Here is an 18403-nt window from a genome sequence, read left to right as displayed (position 1 = left end):
TCAGTCGCCGACGACATCGAAGTTGCAGCCGCGAGCGGCCTCGAGCTGGTACATGTCGGACTTGGCCGGGACGAAGAACGTGCCGTCCTTGCCCTCGCGATGGCGTTCGCCAGGTACCGAGACCGGCAGTGCCGCCTGCCCGGTGACTCGTTCGTAGTCGCGCATCAGGCGGGTCATGGAAACCATGCGATCGAGCATCCGGCGCAGCATCTCCATGCCTTCCTTGTCGCCCAGTACTTCGCCTTTCTTGTCGCCCACGAGCATGGCCGGGAAGCCGTAGCCGACCATGATCATGCGGTTGAGCAAGGCGCACTGGAGCATCTGGTTGTAGACCTCCACATGGCCCATGCGCCGGCCGGTGACCATGACCCCGGCAACCTTGTTGGTGAGGGTGCGATCGTGGCGCAGGAACCCGGTCCCGACCCGCTCCAGGAATGCCGACATCAAGGGCGTGGCGCCAAAGCCATGGACGGCGCAGGCGAAGATCACCCCATCGCTGGCTTCCATGAGTTGCACGGCGCGCGCGGCGTCATCCTTCTGCGCGCAGGGCTCGTCGCGAAAATTGCAATCACCGCAGGCCCCGCAGGGGTCGATCTTGGCGCTGGCCAGTGAAAAAACCTCGAGAATCACATCCTGCTTTTCCAGGTACTCGGCCGCCCACTCCAACGCCCTGGCATTGTTGCCATCCAAGCGTTCCGAGCCGTTGATGGCGACGTATTTGATCTTGTCCGTCATGGTGCTTCTCTCTTCTTAGCGTTTGCGTATTGGCCGGGCACGACGATCGCCGGACCGTCGTGCCATGCCTCCAGCGGTGCCGGAGACTGCTTCAGCCTGCCAGGTAGTCAGCGATCGGATACTTCACGCACAGCGCCTCGGCCTCCGCGCAGAATTGCTTGCGCAGCGCCGGGTCCAGGGTGAACTCGCTCTCGCCGAGCGGAGTCACCTGGTCCAGGATCCGGCAGAGCAGGTCGACGATCTGCCGGCATCCCTGCGGGTCGACATGGCGCTGGGCGAGGGCGCCGGTACCGATGCGCAGGCCACTGGTGACGAAGGACGAACGTGTTTCGCCGGGCACCCGGTTCTTGTTGACGATGATTCCGCAGTGCTCCAGCGCGGCCTCGGCGATAGCGCCGGTCATCGCTGCGCGCAAGCGAATCAGAATGGTGTGGTTTTCGCTGCGACCGCCCACCACCTCATAGTCCCGGGCCTGGAATTCGCTGGCCATCACATCGGCCGCGTCGCGGATGCGTTGCATCTCGGCATCGAATTCGGGGGTCATGGCGTAACCCAGCGCCGCGGCCTTGGCGGCCATCATGTTGACGACCGGCGCGCCTTGCATCCTCGGGAACACCGCCAGTTCGAGCACCCGGGCGAAGGTCGCATCGCGGCCGGGGACTTTTTCATTGGCGTCACGGCCCGAGAGAATCAGGCCGCCACGGGGGCCTGCGAGCTGTTTGTGGGTGCAGGTGGTGGTGACGTGCGCGGCGTCGATCGGGCTCGGATGGCGCCCGGTCGCCACCAGGCCGGCGATATGCGAGATGTCGGCCATCAGGATGGCGCCGGCTTCATCGGCGATCTGCCGGAAGCGCTCGAAGTCCACGACCCTGGAGTAGGCCGTGGCACCGCAGATGATCAGTCGCGGCCGATGCTTGAGGGCCAGCCTGAGGACTTCGTCGTAGTCGATCAGGCCTTCCTTGGTGGTGCCATAACCGATGGCCTTGTAGTAGGTGCCCGAGAACGTCACGGGGCTGCCATGGGTCAGGTGGCCACCGTTATCCAGGGCCATGCCCAGTAGCGTGTCGCCAGGTTCGAGCAGGGCGGCGAGCACCTGGTAGTTGGCGCTGGAGGCCGAGTGCGACTGGACACCGGCATATTGCGCACCGAACAGCTCCCGGGCACGGTGGATCGCCAGGGACTCGACCAGGTCCACGTTTTCGCAACCGGCGTGATAGCGGCGTCCGGGAACGCCTTCGGCGGTGACATTGACCAGCGCGGAGGACGAAGCCGCCAGGGTGCGGGGCTTGACCGCGCAGCAAGAGGCGACCAGCGAGAGGGTGCGTTGCTGGCGAGCGACCTCGGCATCCAGGATCTGCGCCAGTTCGGCGTCGTGTGCCTGAAGATCGGCCAAGCCGCGCTTGAGCAGATCGGCCTGGGTGAGAAGTGGTTGATGATTGACTGTCATGACTTGCTATCCCTTCCTTTGGTGTTGTGTGCTGCGAACGCCAGCACGGTTTCCTCGACCTCGCGCGCATGGGTACGCACGAAGTAATGCCCGCCACCTGCCAGGGTTGCGGCCTGGGTGACGTCGATGAACGTGCGCCATTGCTCCAATACCGTTTCGGGCTCGGCGGTAGCCGGATCTTCATCGCCCAGCAGGAGCAATGCCGGTACGCCATGCGCCGGGTGCTGCGCCAGGTAGCGATAGGCCTCGCAGGCGATCAGATGGTCTCTGCGGCCGCGGGCCAGCATGCTCTCGACCTGGCTGTCGAGCAGTCCGGTGAAGGCGCCCAGGGAGCGCAGGTAGTCGGTCCAGGTCTGGTCCGCCGTGGTTTCGGCGGCGCGAATCGCGGCATCGGCATCCAGCACCGGGCGCGAGGCTGCAACCACCAGTGACAGGCTCTCGTGCCTGTCGGCCATGCTCGAGGCAATGCACGCCGCGGTGGCCGCGCCGGCGCAGTGGCCGTAGATCACCAGGCGGGCGGCGCCGATCTCTTCGATCTCGGTGGCAAGGGTGTCGAGCAGGGCATGGAAGTCCAAAGCGTCCTCGACCTTGAAGTCACCGAAATCCACGCCGAAAACCTGCACATCCTGCGTGCCTTGAAACAGGCCGCGGTAGGCCGTGGCGTCTCCGCCGCCGAAAGGCACTGCAACCACCGCGGTCGAACCCGCGGCGGCTTGCGCATCGCCAAAACAGACCAGGCGCACGGATTGTCGAGTGGCTTCGCAGAGGATGCGCCGGGCCAGGTCAACGGCCGTCGGGTGCTCGAAAAGCGTCACGATGGGCAGGTTGCAGGACAAGCGCGACATCACCCGAATAGCGTCGAAGGAGTCGCCGCCGAGGTTGAAGAAATTGTCTGCAGGGCCGACATGCGGCAGCTTGAGCACCTCGGCAAACGTGGCAGAGATTCGAGCCACTTCATCGGCCAGGGCTTGTTCATCGAACTGGATGTTTTCAGTCATTCCATTCACTCCTATCCATAAGTACATCAGCGAGTTCATTGAGCAGGTGGGTGGCGGCACTGGCGTCGCAAAACGGCCCCTCGATCTCCAGGAACAGTTGCGAAGCGCCTGTGCGGCGTATTTCGATTCCCACCGGAAACGTCGCGCTCATCACCTGCGAGGCCGGGATCCCGCGCCTGCCCGCGCCGTTGATGAACAGCTCGGACGCCCGGCAACAGGCCAGCGCCTGGCGCGCCGTGGGGCAGCGACGAGCACGTGCCTCAAGGCTGGTTTGCCCGGGCAGCAGCTGTTCTCCAGGGACTGCGAAGGAGAGCGGGACAAGGCCCGTCATCATGCCGATGGCATCCTGCTGGTGAGCCGGGCGCCAGTCATGGGAGGAACACAGGGTGTCGCCCTCGGCGATGACATCGGCCCGCCGCAGGCAGGCCAGGAGCGTCGCCAAGGGCGGCTTGCCGACATTGATCGTGGCGATGTCCAGGCTGCGTTGCAGACTCACTCGCTGCCCTTGGGTATTGAAGGCCAGGCGCCCGGTTTGCCGCAGGCGCACTGGCGTCATCGGTTGCGCAACAACTGTGCGCAGCCCGTCCTCAGCGTGCGCGTGCAGGGCTTGCGCCTGGACATAATCGTCATAGCACCCGCGCCCTCGACGCATGTGCGCCAGGGCTGAACCGACGTCAGCGGATTGCGCTGCTTGCAGCCGCCGCGCCAGAACCTCGAGGCTATGTTCGTCGGCCAACCCATGATGGATCGAGAGGAGGCAGTGCCATCCAGTGTCAGTGGCCAGGCTGCCGGCGGCAAATAGCGCAGTGCCGGATCTGACAGCCAGCTGGGCCTTGCGCAAGGCCTCGGCAGCGCTGCTGCCACGAACATCGAGCACTTCAAGATACTGGCCCAGCTCTTCGCCCCACCCAGCGATCACCAGCTGGCGCAAGAGTCCGAGATCCGGGTCGACCCCGTCCTTGAGCGGTATGACCGTGGAAACTTCCTGGACGACCCCGGTGTAGAAGCCTTGGGCGACCATGGCCTTGGCCTCGACGCTGAGCTTGGCGTCGGCAAGCGCCTGCATCATCCCCAGCCGTTCGATCGATTCCGTGGCCGGGCCTTGAGCTGTTGTTTTTGACATGTCCGATCCTCGGCGCGCAGGCATCATCCGGCGGCGATTTCGATCCATTGGAGAACGCATTTCCGGGCACCCGCAGCTCTCCCGTCCAGCCGGAAAGCCATAGAGCGCGCAGCGTTTTTTGTACGACGGCCTTAGTCGGTCATATCGTAAAAATGCGTCGGCTTTTTACTTGCTTCGAGCGGGCCGATCAGTTTCTAAGGCGCACGCAAAGGAGGGAGCCTGACGGAATGTCGGGCAGGGTTCCGAGGGGGTAGGAATCATTGCTTGCAGCATTTCGCTCATGGGCCGAGGTGCTGAAAGCGGGGGTTTCAAGGGGGGCTGGCAGGTTCCGGACAACAATATCGGCAAACAAAAACATTAAGCCATTCCTTAGCTTGGGTAGGAAAAATGTCGCCTTTTGGGCGATCTAAATAAAGCATCCTTTGATACGGAATCAGGTAATCCCTGATTTGGCCAGGGGATGACCCTGCTCGCCATAGGGGAAAACCTTAGTAGGTAATGTCGTAAGCGCAAGTAAGTTTTTTCCGATTTTTAAAAAAATTATCGGACCGCTCCAGGCTGCGGTTCAGCAGTGGAAAACATGCGGACCTGCCATCAGCAAAGCCGGAGGTGCGCCACGGCCAAGTAATAGGCCGCGGCGTCAGGGGAGGGGAGAAATAGAGGAAAGCGGGGGCTCAGCAGTGAATGTGTTCAGCCGCATGCATGGCCAGGTAGGCATCGAGCTTCTTGTCGTTCAAACCCAAGGTACTGAGAATTTGCGCCATGAAGCTGACAGGCGCGCTACCAGGGGCGGTAACCACCCCCTGGTCGGCAACGGCATAGGGCACATCCTGGTAATAATCCGCTCCGCGGTAATGCACCTGCTTCAGGTTCTCGGCGGAGTTGGACGTATGCCGCACGTGATCCAGCACTCCGGCCTGGGCCAGGACGCGGGTGCCGTCACAGATGCCGGCAACGACGATTTTCCTGGCGTGAGCCGCACGAACCAGCGCCTCGATTGCCGGTGCCTTGTCTGTTTTCCACACAGGGCCTCCCGTCACGATCAGCAGGTCGACATCGTCCAGCTCGATGGCTTCGATGGCCAGGTTCGGGATGATGGTCATTCCTCCAGATGAGGTCACTTGCTGGCCACCGGGGGCTGCGAAACGAGTGTCGAAGCCATAGTAGGCTCGCCCCGTGGAGTTGATGAGTGCGGGTTCCCAGTCGGAGAAATTCTCGGTGAGAATAGTGACGGCACGTACCATTTGAGTGTCCTTCTCAAGTATCCATGATGATCGGCGGCCATGATCCAGAATGCGGGTCCTGGCCGGTTGCCGTCGAGTGTAGGCGCTGGCGCGTCGCTGAATGACGGGGCTGAGTATCGGCGGGATGCATCGGACTCGACAATGACAGTGGTCAAAGGGTCGTCAGGTTGAGCATTGGAATCAGCAAGAGCGAAACGGTGTAACCCCGACCTGTAAAGCACTGACACCCGAGCGGCAAAAAATCCAACAGAAGGGCCCAGCAGGGCCCTTTTTTGTTATCGGGTTTTCAGCACGTTGCTCTGAATGCGATGACCATCAAAGCCACGCTTTGATCCGGGCGCATACCGCCTGGGTGGAAATGCCGTAGCGATCATGCAGGGTCGGCAGGGCGCCAGCGTCGAGGAAGGCGTCAGGCAAGGCAATCTGCCGGAACGCCGGAGTCACCCCGTTGCGCAGCAAGACCCCGGCCACGGCTTCGCCCAGGCCGCCGATGATCGAGTGATTCTCGGCGGTCACCACCAGCCGACCGGGCTTTCTGGCTTCGGCGAGGATGCTTTGTTCGTCCAGCGGCTTGATCGTCGGCACATGCAGCACGGCGACCTCGACGCCGTCGGCCTGCAGCTGCTTGGCCGCTTCCAGGGCGCGCATGGTCATCAGGCCGGTGGAGATGATCAGCACGTCGTTGCCGGTACGCAGGGTCTTGGCCTTGCCCAGCTCGAAGGTGTAGCCGTATTCGTCCAGCACCAGCGGCACATTGCCCCGTAGCAGGCGCATGTAGACCGGCCCCTGGTGCGCGGCAATGGCCGGCACCGCCTGTTCGATTTCCAATGCATCGCAGGGGTCGACGATCATCAGGTTGGGCATCGCCCGGAAGATCGCCAGGTCGTCCGTCGCCTGATGGCTGGGGCCGTAGCCGGTGGTGAGGCCCGGCAGCCCGCAGACGATCTTGACGTTGAGGTTTTCCTCGGCAATCGCCATGCAGATGAAGTCATAGGCGCGGCGCGAGGCAAACACTGCATAGGTGGTGGCGAAAGGCACGAAACCTTCGCGTGCCATCCCCGCCGCCGCGCTCATCAGCAACTGCTCGGCCATGCCCATCTGATAGAAGCGCTCGGGATGGGCCTTGGCGAAGATGTGCAGGTCGGTGTACTTGGACAGGTCGGCGGACAGCCCGACGATATCCGCGCGCTGCTGCGCCAGCGCCGCCAGGGTGTGGCCGAAAGGCGCCGCGCGGGTGGCTTGGCCCTCGGCGGCAATCGAGGCAATCATCGCCGAAGTGGTCAGGCGTCTTTTCGCCGGCTGGACAGTGGTGGCCGGTGTGTTGGCGGCGTTGCTCATGCTTGTTTTCCTTCTTCCAGGTGGTTCAGCGCCAGGTCCCACTCGTGCTCTTCGACGCGGATGAAATGGGTCTTTTCACGGTCTTCCAGGAACGGCACGCCCTTGCCCATGCGCGTGTCGCAGATGATCACCCGGGGTTGGCCGGCGGGGTGATTGCGCGCGGCGTCGAAGGCGGCGACCAGGGCCTGCAGGTCATTGCCATCGACCCTCTGGGTGAACCATCCGAAGGCCTGCCAGCGCTCGACGATGGGCTCGAACGAGAGGATTTCGCTGGAGTAGCCATCGGCCTGCTGGTTGTTGACGTCGACGATGGCGATCAGATTGTCGAGCTTCCAGTGCGCGGCCGACATCACCGCTTCCCAGGTCGAGCCTTCGTTCAGTTCGCCGTCGGACAGCAGGTTGTAGACGAAGCAGGGCGAGCCTTTGCGCTTCAGGCCCAGGCAGGCGCCGACCGCGATCCCCAGGCCCTGGCCCAGGGAGCCGCCGGTGATTTCCATGCCCGGGGTGTAGGTGGCCATGCCCGACATCGGCAGGCGGCTGTCATCCGAGCCGTAGGTTTCCAGCTCGTCGAACGGGATGATCCCGGCCTCGATCAAGGCCGCATAGAGGGCAATCGCGTAGTGACCGATGGACAGGTAAAAGCGGTCGCGCGCCTCCCAGTGCGGCTCTTCGGGGCGATGGTTCAGCGCGTGGAAGTAGGACACCGCCAGCAGGTCGGCGGCGCCGAGGGCCTGGCCGACATAGCCCTGGCCCTGGACCTGGCCCATGCGCAGCGCGTGGCGGCGAATATTGTGGGCGCGCTGCGCCAGGGTGATCGATGCAGCGGGTGAAGGATGGATTGTCATGGGGAAACTCCGTTGACTCAACGATTGACCAGGGCGGCAGGGATACGCAGCACCAACAGGGCGCCGCCCAGCAGCACGGCGGTGATCAGGTACATGCCGATGGCGCTGGAGCCGGTCTGGGTGGTGATCCAGCCAATCAGGTAGGGCGAGCAGAAACCGGCGAGGTTGGCGAAGCTGTTGACCGCCGCGATGCCAGCGGCGGCGGACACCCCGCCCAGCAGCGTGGTGGGCAGCATCCAGAACATCGAGGAGGCCGAGAGAATGCCGGCCGCCGCCAGGCACAGGCTCAAGATGGAAAGGGTGATGCTGCCGCCCAGCAGCGCGGCGAGGGTCAGGCCCAGGGCGCCGGCGATCATCGGGATGATCAGGTGCCAGCGCCGTTCGCGATGTCTGTCGCCACTGCGCCCGACCAACAGCATCGCGGCGATGGCGCAGAGGTAGGGCAGGCTGGTGAGGAAGCCGGTATGCAGCGGGTCGGCGACCCCCGCGTTGCGCACCAGTGTGGGCAGCCAGAAAGTGATTGCGTACTGCCCCATTACCACGCAGAAGTAGATGCCGGCGAGCAGCCACAGACGCTGGTCGCGGATGAGCTCGCCCACTGAGCCATGGGTGACCTTCTTTTGTTCATCTTCGGCAAGCTCGCGGCTGATCAGGGCTTTCTCTTCGTCGTCGAGCCAGGTGGCCTGGTGCACGCCGTCCTTGAGATAGCTCAGCACCAGCAACCCGACCAGCACCGTGGGCACGGCCTCGAGCACGAACATCCACTGCCAGCCAGCCCAGCCGTGGACCCCGGCGAAATGGTTCATGATCCAGCCCGAGAGCGGGCCGCCGACCATGCCCGAGAGCGGGATGGCGATGAACCACAGTACGGTCATGCGCGCCCGCCGGTAGGACGGGAACCAGTAGGTCAGGTACAGCAGCAACCCAGGTGCCAGGCCGGCTTCAGCGACGCCCAAGAGAAAGCGCAGGACATAGAACTGCCAGGCGGTTTCGACGAAGGCGAAGAGGGCGGAGATGATGCCCCAGGTGATCATGATGCGGGCGATCCAGACCCGCGCGCCGACCTTGTGCAGGATGATGTTGCTCGGCACTTCGCAGAGGAAATAGCCGATGAAGAACATGCCCGCGCCCAGCCCGTACACCGTTTCGCTGAGGGCCAGGTCGTTCATCATCTGCAACTTGGCAAAGCCGACGTTGACGCGATCGAGATAGGCGCACAGGTAGCACAGCATCAGGAAGGGCATCAGGCGCCACGCGGTTTTGCGGTAGGCGTTGGAGCGCACGGTCGAAACCGCTTCGAGCGATAGGGTTGTCATGGTCTGATCTCTTGTTTTTATTGACCGGCAGGCCCGCAGGCCCGACTGCATCGTCGATCCAGAACCGCACGGGCCGTGAGGCCCGCCAGGTGTACTTCAGTGAATCAGCATGCCGCCGTTCACATCCAGGGTAATGCCGGTGAGGTAGGACGACAGGTCGCTGGCCAGGAACAGCGCGGCGTTCGCCACATCCTGGGCGGCACCCAGGCGGCCCAGCGGAATGCCGTCGATGATCGCGTGGCGACGCTCGTCCTGCATCAGCCCGCCGGTGATGTCGGTGTGGATCAGCCCGGGGGTGATCGAGTTGACACGCACCTGGTCCGGCCCCAGTTCCCGCGCCATGGCCTTGGCCAGGCCGAGCACGCCGGCTTTCGCGGCGCTGTAGTGCGGGCCGCCGAAGATGCCGCCGCCGCGTTGTGCGGAAACCGACGACAGGCAGACGATGCTGCCGCCAGCCTGCTGGCGCATCAGCGGGATTACCGCCTGGGACATCAGCAAGGTGCCGCGCAGGCTGACGTCCAGCACCTTGTCATAGTCGTCGGGGCGGATGTCCAGGGTCTTGAGGGGCTGGGTGATACCGGCGTTGTTGACGAGAATGTCGATGCGCCCGAAATGCTCGATGATCCGGGCGACCGCCTGTTGCACCTGGGCCTCGTCGGCGACGTTGGCGGCCAGGCCCAGGTGGTCTTCGCCCAGGGACGCGGCGGCATCTCGCGCGGCGGCGGCATCCAGGTCGAGGATCGCCACCCGGGCGCCGTGTCGCGCGAAGGTGGTCGCGGTGGCGCGGCCGATGCCACGCGCGGAGGCTGCACCGGTGATGATCGCGACTTTGCCTTGAAGGAGCATGGAGAGTACCTCTGATTGTTTTTATAGGGTCGACCCGCAACGAATCGATGACCCAGCTTCTCTCCCCTCAGACCCCTGAGCAATAACGCGAATCTCACTGGGTGCTGAAAATAATTCAGCACTCGCCAGCGGGACAATCGAATGGTTGAATGACCAAACGCCCGGCTCAGGCCCTCTGCAACGGAATAACAACAATCATGCGTTCATCCGGCGATGCACCTTCGGTACTGCCACCCCTGAAAGCCATTCAGGCCTTCGAACAGACCGCGCGCTTCGGCAACGTCGCCCGCGCTGCGGAAGTGCTCGACCTGACCCCCTCGGCCGTCAGCCACCAGTTGGCCAAGCTGGAGGCGATGATCGGCCGCCAGCTGTTTTTCCGCACGGCCCGTGGGGTGACGCTGACTCCGGTCGGCGAGCAGTACCTGGCCGAAGTCTCCGGCATCCTCCACAGCCTCGCCGTGGCGACCGAACGCGCCACCAGCGATGTCAGCCTCGATTGCCTGCGCCTGCATTCATCGCCGAGCTTTGGCCTGCTGTGGTTGATGCCGCGGCTGGAGCAGTTTCGCCAGAGCCACCCGGATATCCAGCTCAACCTGTCGTGCTCCTACGAATCCCTGCACTTCAGCCGGGACAAGATCGACGTCGATATCCGCCACGGCTTGCCTAACTGGCCGAGCTTTGAAGTGCGCACGGTGCGCAATGAAAAGATCGCGGTGCTGGCCTCACCCAAGCTTCTGGAAAAGCGCCCGGTCCGCACGGTGGCGGACCTGCTCGACAGCCAGCTGATCCTCTCGGAAGCGACGTTGGTAAAGTGGCCGCAGCTGTTTGCCCAGCACGGTGTGTCGCGGCCAGAAAAACCCTACACCCTGAGCTTTGACCGCTCCTACATGACCCTGGAGGCAGCTAGCCACGGGCTCGGCTTCGCCTTGGAAAGCACCTTGCTGGCGCAGGATTATCTGGCGCGGGGGGCCCTGGTCGAGGTCGCACCCCAGTTGAGCACACCTATCACTGCCCATCATTTAGTATTTCCACGGGCGCACTCAAACTTTCCGAGAGTCAGGCGATTTCTTGAATGGATGCAGAAAGAATTGGGACATGACTTCAGTTACTGATCTGGAGTTCCCTCGTGGCAGCACCGGGCCCGACGGCTCAGCCCGTGAGGAGGGCAGGTCACCCCTCGAGCCGCACCAGCGCCTGCTGTAGTTCCCGACTGTCGCCACCCAGCGCAGTGGTCGCTTGTGCCGCCAGTTTCAGCAGCATTTTGCGCGCCCCCTTTATGACTTCTTCATTGAATCGCTCAGAAGGGCCCGAGAGGGTCAGGGCCCCCTTGAGTTCATTATTCATACCGAATACAGGCACCGAGACCGCTGCGGTATCCGGATCGCGTTCGCCAAATGAACTGGCCCAGAGCTGTTCGCGAACCTCCGGGAGGGCATGGTCAGTGGATAGGCCGAATGTGCGGAGAATTTTTCCGGAAGCCCCGGCCTGGAGCGGGAAGCGGTCGCCCTCGTGAATGGAAACCCGCACGGAACGCCTGGGCTCGACCCGAAAAAGAACAACCCGACTGTCGTTCTCGATGACGTAGAACGAGGAGGTTTCCCCGCTGTCTTCCGAGAGCGTCTCGAGTTTCGGGTAGATGATATCGCGCAGGCGAAATGAGCTTTGGTAAAGCGGTGCCAGCCGGAGTGGCTCGTGGCCGATGGCGAACTGACCGTCTGGCAGTCGGCGAATGAAGCCGGCTCTTTCCAGAGAGTTCATCAAGCGCAGAATGGTACTTTTGTAGAGGCCGGTGCGACGAGCCAACTCCGCCAGTGGCAGCACGTTGCGCTCGGCATCGAAGGCGCTGAGTATCGCAAAGGCACGGTCCACCGCGGCAACGCCTCCGTCAGCGGTGTTCTGGGGAGAGGCTTTATCGAGTATTTCGTTACTGTTCATAGTCATTTCGGCCAGTGATTGGGCAGCACGTCAGTGATCGTCAATAGGCTCGGCCCTGCTGCGGCCGAGCATTTTGACGGTACCTTACCCGCAGCGGATGCCTGTCGACTAGTCTGCGTGACAGAACGTGATTCTGATATCCAGCATTCGCAGCTTACGCATCTCGCATGAAGAAACGCAGCGACAAGGCCATGAGCGCGGCAAAGAACAAGACACAGCCCATGACCATCAGGCCCGCAGCGAACGACTGGGTGGACTCTTTGAGGTAACCCATCAGGTAGGGGCCGACAAAACCACCGAACGCACCGAAGGAGTTGATCAGTGCGATGCCACCTGCGGCCGCCTGGCCCGACAGGAACTTGGCCGGCAGGGTATAGAAGATGGTTTTGGCAGAAATTGTCCCGACCAGGGCCAGCGTTATGCCTATCAGGGCAGGCACCAATGCGTTCATGTTCAGCGCGAAGATCAGCGCCAGGCCTGCCAGCACCAGGGCAATCACCAGATTGAGGATACCTCTGCCCGTGCGGTCGACGTACCTGGCCCAGAACAGCAGACCGATCGTGGAGAAGAAGTAGGGAATCGCCGCTACCCAGCCGATCATGCTGAGTTCCACGCCTTGTGCCTTGAGCATCTGTGGCAGCCAGATACCAATACCGTAAGTGCCGATGGTGAAGCTGAACGTGATAGAGCTGAGGATCCATACGCGTGGATCTTTGAGTGCGGTGCCGAAGGCGTGGCGTTTCTGGTCCTTGCCGTTTTCCTTTTCCAGCATGCCGTTCAAGGCATCGCGCTCTTCCTGGCTCAGCCATTTGGCTTCGCTGGGGCGGTTGGCCAGCACTTTCAGGGTGATCAAGCCCAGTACACACGCCGGAAGCCCTTCGATCAGGAACATCCACTGCCACCCGGCCAGGCCCCAGACGCCATGCATCTGCAGCAACCAGATCGACAGCGGGCCGCCTACCAAAAAGGAAATCGGGGTCGCGACGGTGAACCAGGCCAGTACGCGCGTGCGGTACTGCGCGGGGAACCACAGGGTCAGGAAGAAGATCACGCCAGGAAAGAAACCCGCTTCCGCCACCCCCAGGATGAACCGCACGACATAGAAGCTATAAGGGCCGATCACCCAGGCAGTGGCCGCTGCTGCCAGGCCCCAACTGATCATGATGCGAGCCATCCACAACCGGGCACCGAAGCGGTACATCGCCAGGTTGCTGGGCACTTCGCACAGGCAGTAGCCGAAGAACATGATGCCCGCGCCCAGTCCGAACTGGGCGGCAGTGAGGCCGAGCTGATCGGTCATCTGCAATGCGGCATAACCAACGCTGGTGCGGTCCAGATAGTTGAAGAAGTAAGCCAGCGCAAGTAATGGAATCAAACGCCAGGCGGCTTTTTTCATGGCTTTGCGTTGAAGCTCGGAATGTTCTTCAGGTTTGTGCAGGGACAAATCGGTAGCCGGGGTCGTGACGTTCGCCATGACTGCATCCTCGGTGTTGTTGTTATGGATAACCGTGGCGGGATAGGCCGACGGTCTTGGCAGAATTTCGTGCGGCTCCGGCACCCCATCCTGCAGTTCGCGCCGAGCCTCCCTCGCCGCGTTCAGATCCAGTGGCCGCAGTGACAGGCCCAGGCTGGCCTGTCGCTACGCCGTTCAAGCGCTTCTTATCGTTCCGGCTGCTTCGAGGGCGGCGATCGCCTCGGGCGCGTAACCGATCTGTTCCAGCAGTTCCCGGGAGTGACTGCCCATTTCCGGGACGTTCAAGCGAGCGCCAAAACGTTGGCCATCCATCTCGAATGGGAGCATTGGAACTTTCACTTTCTGGCCGTCGGCAAGCACCAGTTCGGTCATGCCCCCGGACTCGTTCAGATGGCGATCCTCGAACAGATCCTCCGGGCGCTGGATCGGAGAGAAGGGCAGGCCGGCCTGTTCGCAAAGCGTCATCACGGCCTGCTTGCTCATGCCGCCAATGCGCTCGCGCACCAACGGCATGATTCGCTCGCGCGCTTTCACTCGCTGGTTATTGCGAGCCAGGTTTGGATCGCTGCCCAACTCCTGGAAGTCGAAGGCGTTGCAGAACGCTCCCCACTGGCTATCGCTCACCACACCGATAAACACCTGCTCGCCTGCTTCATCCGTGTCGAAGACGTCATAGATTGCCCAGGCTGAAATGCGGCTGGGCATCGGGGCCGCGGCGGCCCCCGTCACCACTTTTTGCATCATGTGTTGGGCAACGAGGAATGCCGAGTTTTCGAACAGACCGGTCTGGACGAATTGGCCTCGGCCGGTTTCTTTGCGCTGCAGCAGAGCGGCAAGAATGGAAACGGCGCTGAACATGCCGCCCATGACGTCGTTTACCGACGCGCCGGCACGAAGAGGGCGTCCGACAGGCCCGGTCATGTACGCCAGGCCGGTCATCATCTGCACCACTTCATCGAGCGCGGTGCGATTTTCGTAGGGGCCAGGCAAGAAGCCTTTCATCGAGCTGTAGATGATGTCCGGCTTGATGGCTTTGACCTGCTCGTAGCCCAAGCCCAGCTTTTCCATGGCGCCGGGACGGAAGTTCTCGGTGACGACATCGGCGGTGGCGATGAGCTTCTTCACCGCAGCCATGCCTTCAGCGGATTTGATGTCCACCGCAAAACTCTTCTTGTTGCGGTTGTAGGTCATCCAGTAGCCCGCACCCGAGCCCATCAGGCGCCGTGTGTTGTCGCCCTCCGGTACGGGTTCGACCTTGATGACCTCGGCGCCGAGGTCCGCGAGCAACAGACCGCAGGTTGGCCCCATCACCATGTGGACGAACTCGATGACGCGAATCCCGGCCAGTGGCCGTTTTTTTTCTTCTGGCAGACTCATACGGCCTCCTTGGCATAGGTGAAGTTCTTGCCGACGCCGGCATCAGGGATGAAGCCGTACAGCGGTTCGCCTGGCAGCCCCTTGAGCAGCCATTCCCGGGCGCTTACCAGGCGATCAAGATCGACACCGGTGCGCAGCCCCATGGATTCGAGAAGGTAAACCAGGTCTTCGGTCACGATATTGCCCGAGGCACCCGGCGCGTATGGACAGCCGCCAATGCCGCCCTGAGAACCGTCGAACGTCGTTACGCCGGCTTCCAACGCTGCAACGACGTTAGCCAGGCCTTGTCCGCGGGTATTGTGGAAATGCGCACTGCCGCTGAGTTGGCCTATTTCATTGCGCAGCCGCTTGAACAGGCGGCGGACCTGGGTGGGGTTGGCATAGCCAACCGTGTCGGAAAGACCAACCTCATCGACGCCGAGCTCGGCCATTTTCACGGCGATGGCGATGGTTTCGTCATCCGTCACCACGCCTTGCAGCGTGCAGCCAAAAGCCGTCGAGACACCGGCCTCTATCTGGATGCCGGGGAAGCATTCGTTGCGTAGCTCCACCACCGCCTTGACCTCCTCGAAGACCTGCGCATGGGTTTTGCGGATATTGGAAATCGAATGCTGCTCGCTCACGGAAATCGGCAGGGTGATCTTGTGCACACCGGCATAGAACGCTGCTTGGGCACCTCTCAGGTTGGGCACCAGCGCAGTGACGTAGAGGTTCGGCAAGGTCAGCGCGTGAGCCACGACAAGCGCGCAGTCGGCCATTTGCGGCAGCAGCTTGGGGGAGACGAACGAGCCCACCTCGATCTCGCGCAGGCCTGCCTTGGCCAAGGCCGTTATCCACTCCAATTTGGACTCGGTGGACATGATGGCCTTGATGCTTTGCAGGCCGTCACGCGGCCCCACTTCACTTACCAGGATGTCGATGTCAGCAGCGTCTTTCACAGTAGGTTCTCCTCATCTGCTGGAGAGCCTGTCGAACATTCACGCAATGCGGCAGCTAGGGAAAAGCACCTATTGCTGTGTTGTTCTGTCAGGCGGAATGATGTTCTATTTTTAGTATTGGTCGTAAAAATACATCCTGTCAATGACTCCTTCGATGAGCTGTTCTACAGGCCATCCGCTGCGCGCTGGCGAGGCTACGTCCCCTGGATGGCAGACGATTTGCTCCGGCCAAAGCATCGCCTTCTGGAAGCGTCACGCTTGACAGGATAAAGAAATGCTCAGAAAGTTGTTCTGCCAAAAGAAACAATGTTCTATCTGGCAGAACATTTTTTTAACAAGAACAAGATTCTCTGTGCACCCGGACTGCAAGGTTGTCGCTCGAACAAATACCGTTCGCCCCCTTCGTCACGGTGCCAGCTGATACGCGGAGTGCTGCAATGAGTCTTTATCCCCCTCCCCAGGACCGGACCACCGAAGTTTTCACCCGCCTGCCGGAGGAGTTCTGGCGCACCGGTGACTCCGATTGGGTCCGCGCCAACAAGCCTGGCCAGAAGGTTGCCAGTTTTCTGGAAGGACCTTCTTTCGACCTGGACGGCAATCTCTATGTGACCGACATCCCTTACGGCCGCGTATTTCGCATCTCGCCGAAGGGGGAGTGGGAGTTGGTCGTCGAGTACGACGGCTGGCCCAACGGCCTGAAGATCCACCGCGATGGTCGGATTTTCATCGCCGACTACAAGCGCGGCATCATGTTGCTGGACCCGCTCAGCAAACGCATCGAACCCTTCCTCACCCACCGCCGCAGCGAAGGCTTCAAAGGGGTCAATGACCTGTTCTTCGATCGTGGTGGGCGCCTCTATTTCACCGACCAGGGCCAGACTGGCATGCACGACCCCAGTGGGCGGGTGTTCCGTTATGACCTGGAAAACCAGCGCCTGGATTGCCTGCTGGATAACGGCGCGAGCCCCAATGGCCTGGTGATGGATCTGCACGAGCAGGCATTGCTGGTAGCGATGACCCGAGGTAATGCGGTATGGCGCCTGCCCATTCAACAGGACGGCAGCACGTCCAAGGTGGGGACATTCACGGCCATGGCCGGCGGTGTGAGTGGTGCCGACGGAATGGCCCTGGATGAGCAAGGCAACCTGTTCGTCTGCGATGCGGGTAATGGCTGTGTGTGGGTCTTCGACGGCCATGCCGTTCCTCTCTACCGTCTTCGCTCCTGCACCGAAGGACGAACCCTGACCAACCTGGCCTTTGGCGGGGAAGGGAACCGCGACCTGTTCATCACCGACTCTTCAACCGGCCACATCCTCAAGGTGGCCATGGAGCATCCCGGCAAACGGTTGTTCTCGCACACCGCGCAATAACCACACGCAATGAAGACCGGTTCGCCTGGCCCTCGGCTTCGACTCGCCTCGAAGAAAGCTGACGGCTGACCTTCGCCCAGACAAGACAAATAAGAAGAGGGACACATGCTTACGATTCTCAGCTACACCATGATCGCCTGCTTCATGTACCTGATCATGAGCAAGCGCCTGTCGCCACTGGTCGCGCTCGTACTGGTACCCATCGTGTTCGGCTGCCTGGCCGGCTTCTCCACCGGGCTGGGGCCGATGATGCTCGACGGTATGAAGATGCTCGCCCCCACGGGGATCATGCTCACCTTCGCCATCCTGTACTTCTGCATGATGACGGATGCAGGCCTGTTCAATCCGCTGATCAAGCTGATCCTGAAACTGGTCCAGGGCGACCCACTGAAAATCGTGGTCGGCACCGCGATCCTCGGCACCTGCGTGGGCCTCGATGGGGATGGGGCAACCATGTACATCATTACCACCGCAGCGATGCTGCCGCTCTATCGCCGCACCGGTATCAGCCTCCAGGTCATGGCGACCGTCCTGCTCCTGACCATTGGCGTGATGAATATCCTGCCCTGGGCAGGCCCGTTCTCCCGTGCGGCCAGTGCGATGCATGTCGATATCACCGAGCTGTTCATCGAGATGATCCCGATCATGATCGCGGGGCTCAGCTGGGTGATCTTCAGCGCGTTCTGGCTGGGGCTGAAGGAGCGTCGTCGCCTCGGCACCATCACGCTCGATCACGATGAGTTCATGGAGCACTTCACCGAGTTTCGCCTGGGTGACTGGCGTTTCCTGTTCAACGCAGCGCTGACCATCACGCTCATCGCTCTGATGATGTTGAACCTCATGCCGCTTCCGGTACTGTTCACCATCGCCTGTGCCCTGGGGCTGGCAGTCAACTTCCCCACGCTCAAGGCGCAGAAGGCGGTCATTGGTAAACATGCAGATAACGTCATGGCTGTCACCTCGCTGATTTTCGCCGCGGGCATCTTCGTCGGGATCATGTCCGGCACCGGTATGGTCAAGGCCATTTCCGAAAGCCTGATCATGGTCATCCCGGACTCCGCAGGACATTTCATGTCGGTGTTCACGGCCTTCATCAGCATGCCGTTTACCTATGTCCTGACCAATGACGCGTTCTACTTCGGAATCCTGCCGATCCTGGCCGAGACCGCCAGTCACTACGGTATCGGGGCCAAGGAGATGGCCATTGCGAGCCTGATCGGACAACCGGTTCACCTGCTCAGCCCGCTGGTGGCCTCCACTTACCTGTTGTGCGGCCTCCTCGATGTCGACTATGGCGACAATCAGCGCGCCTCGATCACCTGGAGCATCGGGACGTGCCTGGTGATGTTTGTCGCGGCCATCGCGCTGGGATCAATCAATCTCTATAACTGAGCCCCTCTTGGCGTATTGCAGTTAT

The 18403-nt window shown here is 61.8% G+C and carries 16 protein-coding genes; 3 read left to right on the top strand and 13 right to left on the bottom strand.

The genetic code is table 11. The annotated features are described in order from the left end of the window. The 9 genes from AC3RCP_RS16280 to AC3RCP_RS16240 form a co-directional block, all read right to left on the bottom strand. On the bottom strand, positions 1–735 hold the full coding sequence (locus AC3RCP_RS16280) for a flavodoxin family protein (RefSeq protein WP_102679713.1): 735 nt from the start codon (positions 733–735) through the stop codon (positions 1–3). 91 nt (positions 736–826) lie between these two features. Further along, positions 827–2182 (bottom strand): serine hydroxymethyltransferase, encoded by a 1356-nt coding sequence (glyA, locus tag AC3RCP_RS16275; protein WP_492570403.1) that lies wholly within the window; start codon positions 2180–2182, stop codon positions 827–829. Continuing rightward, a complete protein-coding gene (locus AC3RCP_RS16270; RefSeq protein WP_492570402.1) occupies positions 2179–3180 on the bottom strand; it encodes an alpha/beta fold hydrolase in 1002 nt (333 codons plus the stop codon). The genes glyA and AC3RCP_RS16270 overlap by 4 nt, the downstream gene beginning before the upstream one ends. Then, positions 3173–4303, bottom strand: coding sequence for a hypothetical protein (locus AC3RCP_RS16265; RefSeq protein WP_492570401.1), 1131 nt, complete (start codon positions 4301–4303; stop codon positions 3173–3175). Before AC3RCP_RS16265 ends, AC3RCP_RS16270 begins: the two co-directional genes overlap by 8 nt. Before the next feature lie 674 nt (positions 4304–4977). Then, a complete protein-coding gene (locus AC3RCP_RS16260; RefSeq protein WP_492570400.1) occupies positions 4978–5547 on the bottom strand; it encodes a type 1 glutamine amidotransferase family protein in 570 nt (189 codons plus the stop codon). A gap of 315 nt (positions 5548–5862) precedes the next feature. Then, positions 5863–6885 carry a transketolase family protein gene (locus AC3RCP_RS16255; RefSeq protein WP_492570399.1) on the bottom strand — a complete coding sequence of 341 codons (1023 nt, stop codon included), beginning with the start codon at positions 6883–6885 and terminating at the stop codon, positions 5863–5865. Continuing rightward, a complete protein-coding gene (locus AC3RCP_RS16250) occupies positions 6882–7730 on the bottom strand; it encodes a transketolase (RefSeq protein ID WP_053261232.1) in 849 nt (282 codons plus the stop codon). Before AC3RCP_RS16250 ends, AC3RCP_RS16255 begins: the two co-directional genes overlap by 4 nt. Positions 7731–7747: 17 nt before the next feature. After that, positions 7748–9046 carry an MFS transporter gene (locus tag AC3RCP_RS16245; protein ID WP_492570398.1) on the bottom strand — a complete coding sequence of 433 codons (1299 nt, stop codon included), beginning with the start codon at positions 9044–9046 and terminating at the stop codon, positions 7748–7750. A gap of 96 nt (positions 9047–9142) precedes the next feature. Further along, on the bottom strand, positions 9143–9892 hold the full coding sequence (locus AC3RCP_RS16240; protein ID WP_053261230.1) for an SDR family NAD(P)-dependent oxidoreductase: 750 nt from the start codon (positions 9890–9892) through the stop codon (positions 9143–9145). Positions 9893–10089: 197 nt separating this feature from the next. On the opposite strand from AC3RCP_RS16240, the gene AC3RCP_RS16235 reads away from it, so the two are divergent. Further along, positions 10090–11004, top strand: a complete 915-nt coding sequence (locus AC3RCP_RS16235) for a LysR substrate-binding domain-containing protein (RefSeq protein ID WP_053261229.1) — start codon at positions 10090–10092, stop codon at positions 11002–11004. Positions 11005–11062: 58 nt separating this feature from the next. Here AC3RCP_RS16235 and AC3RCP_RS16230 read toward each other — a convergent pair whose 3' ends face one another. From AC3RCP_RS16230 to AC3RCP_RS16215, 4 genes are all read right to left on the bottom strand, one after another. Further along, positions 11063–11827, bottom strand: coding sequence for an IclR family transcriptional regulator (locus AC3RCP_RS16230; RefSeq protein WP_081002301.1), 765 nt, complete (start codon positions 11825–11827; stop codon positions 11063–11065). Positions 11828–11981: 154 nt separating this feature from the next. Beyond that, positions 11982–13301: an MFS transporter gene (locus AC3RCP_RS16225; protein ID WP_081002288.1), complete on the bottom strand. Its 1320-nt coding sequence runs from the start codon at positions 13299–13301 to the stop codon at positions 11982–11984. A 174-nt stretch (positions 13302–13475) separates the two neighbouring features. Then, entirely contained in the window at positions 13476–14678 is a 1203-nt protein-coding gene (locus AC3RCP_RS16220) for a CaiB/BaiF CoA transferase family protein (protein WP_053261227.1), read from the bottom strand. Beyond that, on the bottom strand, positions 14675–15616 hold the full coding sequence (locus tag AC3RCP_RS16215; RefSeq protein WP_053261226.1) for a hydroxymethylglutaryl-CoA lyase: 942 nt from the start codon (positions 15614–15616) through the stop codon (positions 14675–14677). The genes AC3RCP_RS16220 and AC3RCP_RS16215 overlap by 4 nt, the downstream gene beginning before the upstream one ends. Positions 15617–16053: 437 nt before the next feature. Here AC3RCP_RS16215 and AC3RCP_RS16210 point away from each other — a divergent pair, with 437 nt between their 5' ends. Both AC3RCP_RS16210 and AC3RCP_RS16205 read left to right on the top strand, forming a co-directional pair. Continuing rightward, complete coding sequence (locus tag AC3RCP_RS16210) at positions 16054–16986, top strand: SMP-30/gluconolactonase/LRE family protein (RefSeq protein ID WP_053261225.1); 933 nt, start codon at positions 16054–16056, stop codon at positions 16984–16986. A 105-nt stretch (positions 16987–17091) separates the two neighbouring features. Next, on the top strand, positions 17092–18378 hold the full coding sequence (locus AC3RCP_RS16205; protein WP_053261224.1) for a CitMHS family transporter: 1287 nt from the start codon (positions 17092–17094) through the stop codon (positions 18376–18378). Positions 18379–18403: the final 25 nt, after the last annotated feature.

The sequence above is a fragment of the Pseudomonas sp. GW822-FHT05A08 genome (assembly GCF_058800485.1).
The sequence above is the reverse complement of the archived record's forward strand: the minus strand, read 5'-3'. Positions and strand labels throughout refer to the sequence as shown.

Excerpts from the sequence above, each read along its gene's own strand:
- AC3RCP_RS16280 (WP_102679713.1), bottom strand. The coding sequence starts at position 735 with ATGACGGACAAGATCAAATACGTCGCCATCAACGGCTCGGAACGCTTG.
- glyA (WP_492570403.1), bottom strand. The coding sequence starts at position 2,182 with ATGACAGTCAATCATCAACCACTTCTCACCCAGGCCGATCTGCTCAAG.
- AC3RCP_RS16270 (WP_492570402.1), bottom strand. The coding sequence starts at position 3,180 with ATGACTGAAAACATCCAGTTCGATGAACAAGCCCTGGCCGATGAAGTG.
- AC3RCP_RS16265 (WP_492570401.1), bottom strand. The coding sequence starts at position 4,303 with ATGTCAAAAACAACAGCTCAAGGCCCGGCCACGGAATCGATCGAACGG.
- AC3RCP_RS16260 (WP_492570400.1), bottom strand. The coding sequence starts at position 5,547 with ATGGTACGTGCCGTCACTATTCTCACCGAGAATTTCTCCGACTGGGAA.
- AC3RCP_RS16255 (WP_492570399.1), bottom strand. The coding sequence starts at position 6,885 with ATGAGCAACGCCGCCAACACACCGGCCACCACTGTCCAGCCGGCGAAA.
- AC3RCP_RS16250 (WP_053261232.1), bottom strand. The coding sequence starts at position 7,730 with ATGACAATCCATCCTTCACCCGCTGCATCGATCACCCTGGCGCAGCGC.
- AC3RCP_RS16245 (WP_492570398.1), bottom strand. The coding sequence starts at position 9,046 with ATGACAACCCTATCGCTCGAAGCGGTTTCGACCGTGCGCTCCAACGCC.
- AC3RCP_RS16240 (WP_053261230.1), bottom strand. The coding sequence starts at position 9,892 with ATGCTCCTTCAAGGCAAAGTCGCGATCATCACCGGTGCAGCCTCCGCG.
- AC3RCP_RS16235 (WP_053261229.1), top strand. The coding sequence starts at position 10,090 with ATGCGTTCATCCGGCGATGCACCTTCGGTACTGCCACCCCTGAAAGCC.
- AC3RCP_RS16230 (WP_081002301.1), bottom strand. The coding sequence starts at position 11,827 with ATGAACAGTAACGAAATACTCGATAAAGCCTCTCCCCAGAACACCGCT.
- AC3RCP_RS16225 (WP_081002288.1), bottom strand. The coding sequence starts at position 13,301 with ATGGCGAACGTCACGACCCCGGCTACCGATTTGTCCCTGCACAAACCT.
- AC3RCP_RS16220 (WP_053261227.1), bottom strand. The coding sequence starts at position 14,678 with ATGAGTCTGCCAGAAGAAAAAAAACGGCCACTGGCCGGGATTCGCGTC.
- AC3RCP_RS16210 (WP_053261225.1), top strand. The coding sequence starts at position 16,054 with ATGAGTCTTTATCCCCCTCCCCAGGACCGGACCACCGAAGTTTTCACC.
- AC3RCP_RS16205 (WP_053261224.1), top strand. The coding sequence starts at position 17,092 with ATGCTTACGATTCTCAGCTACACCATGATCGCCTGCTTCATGTACCTG.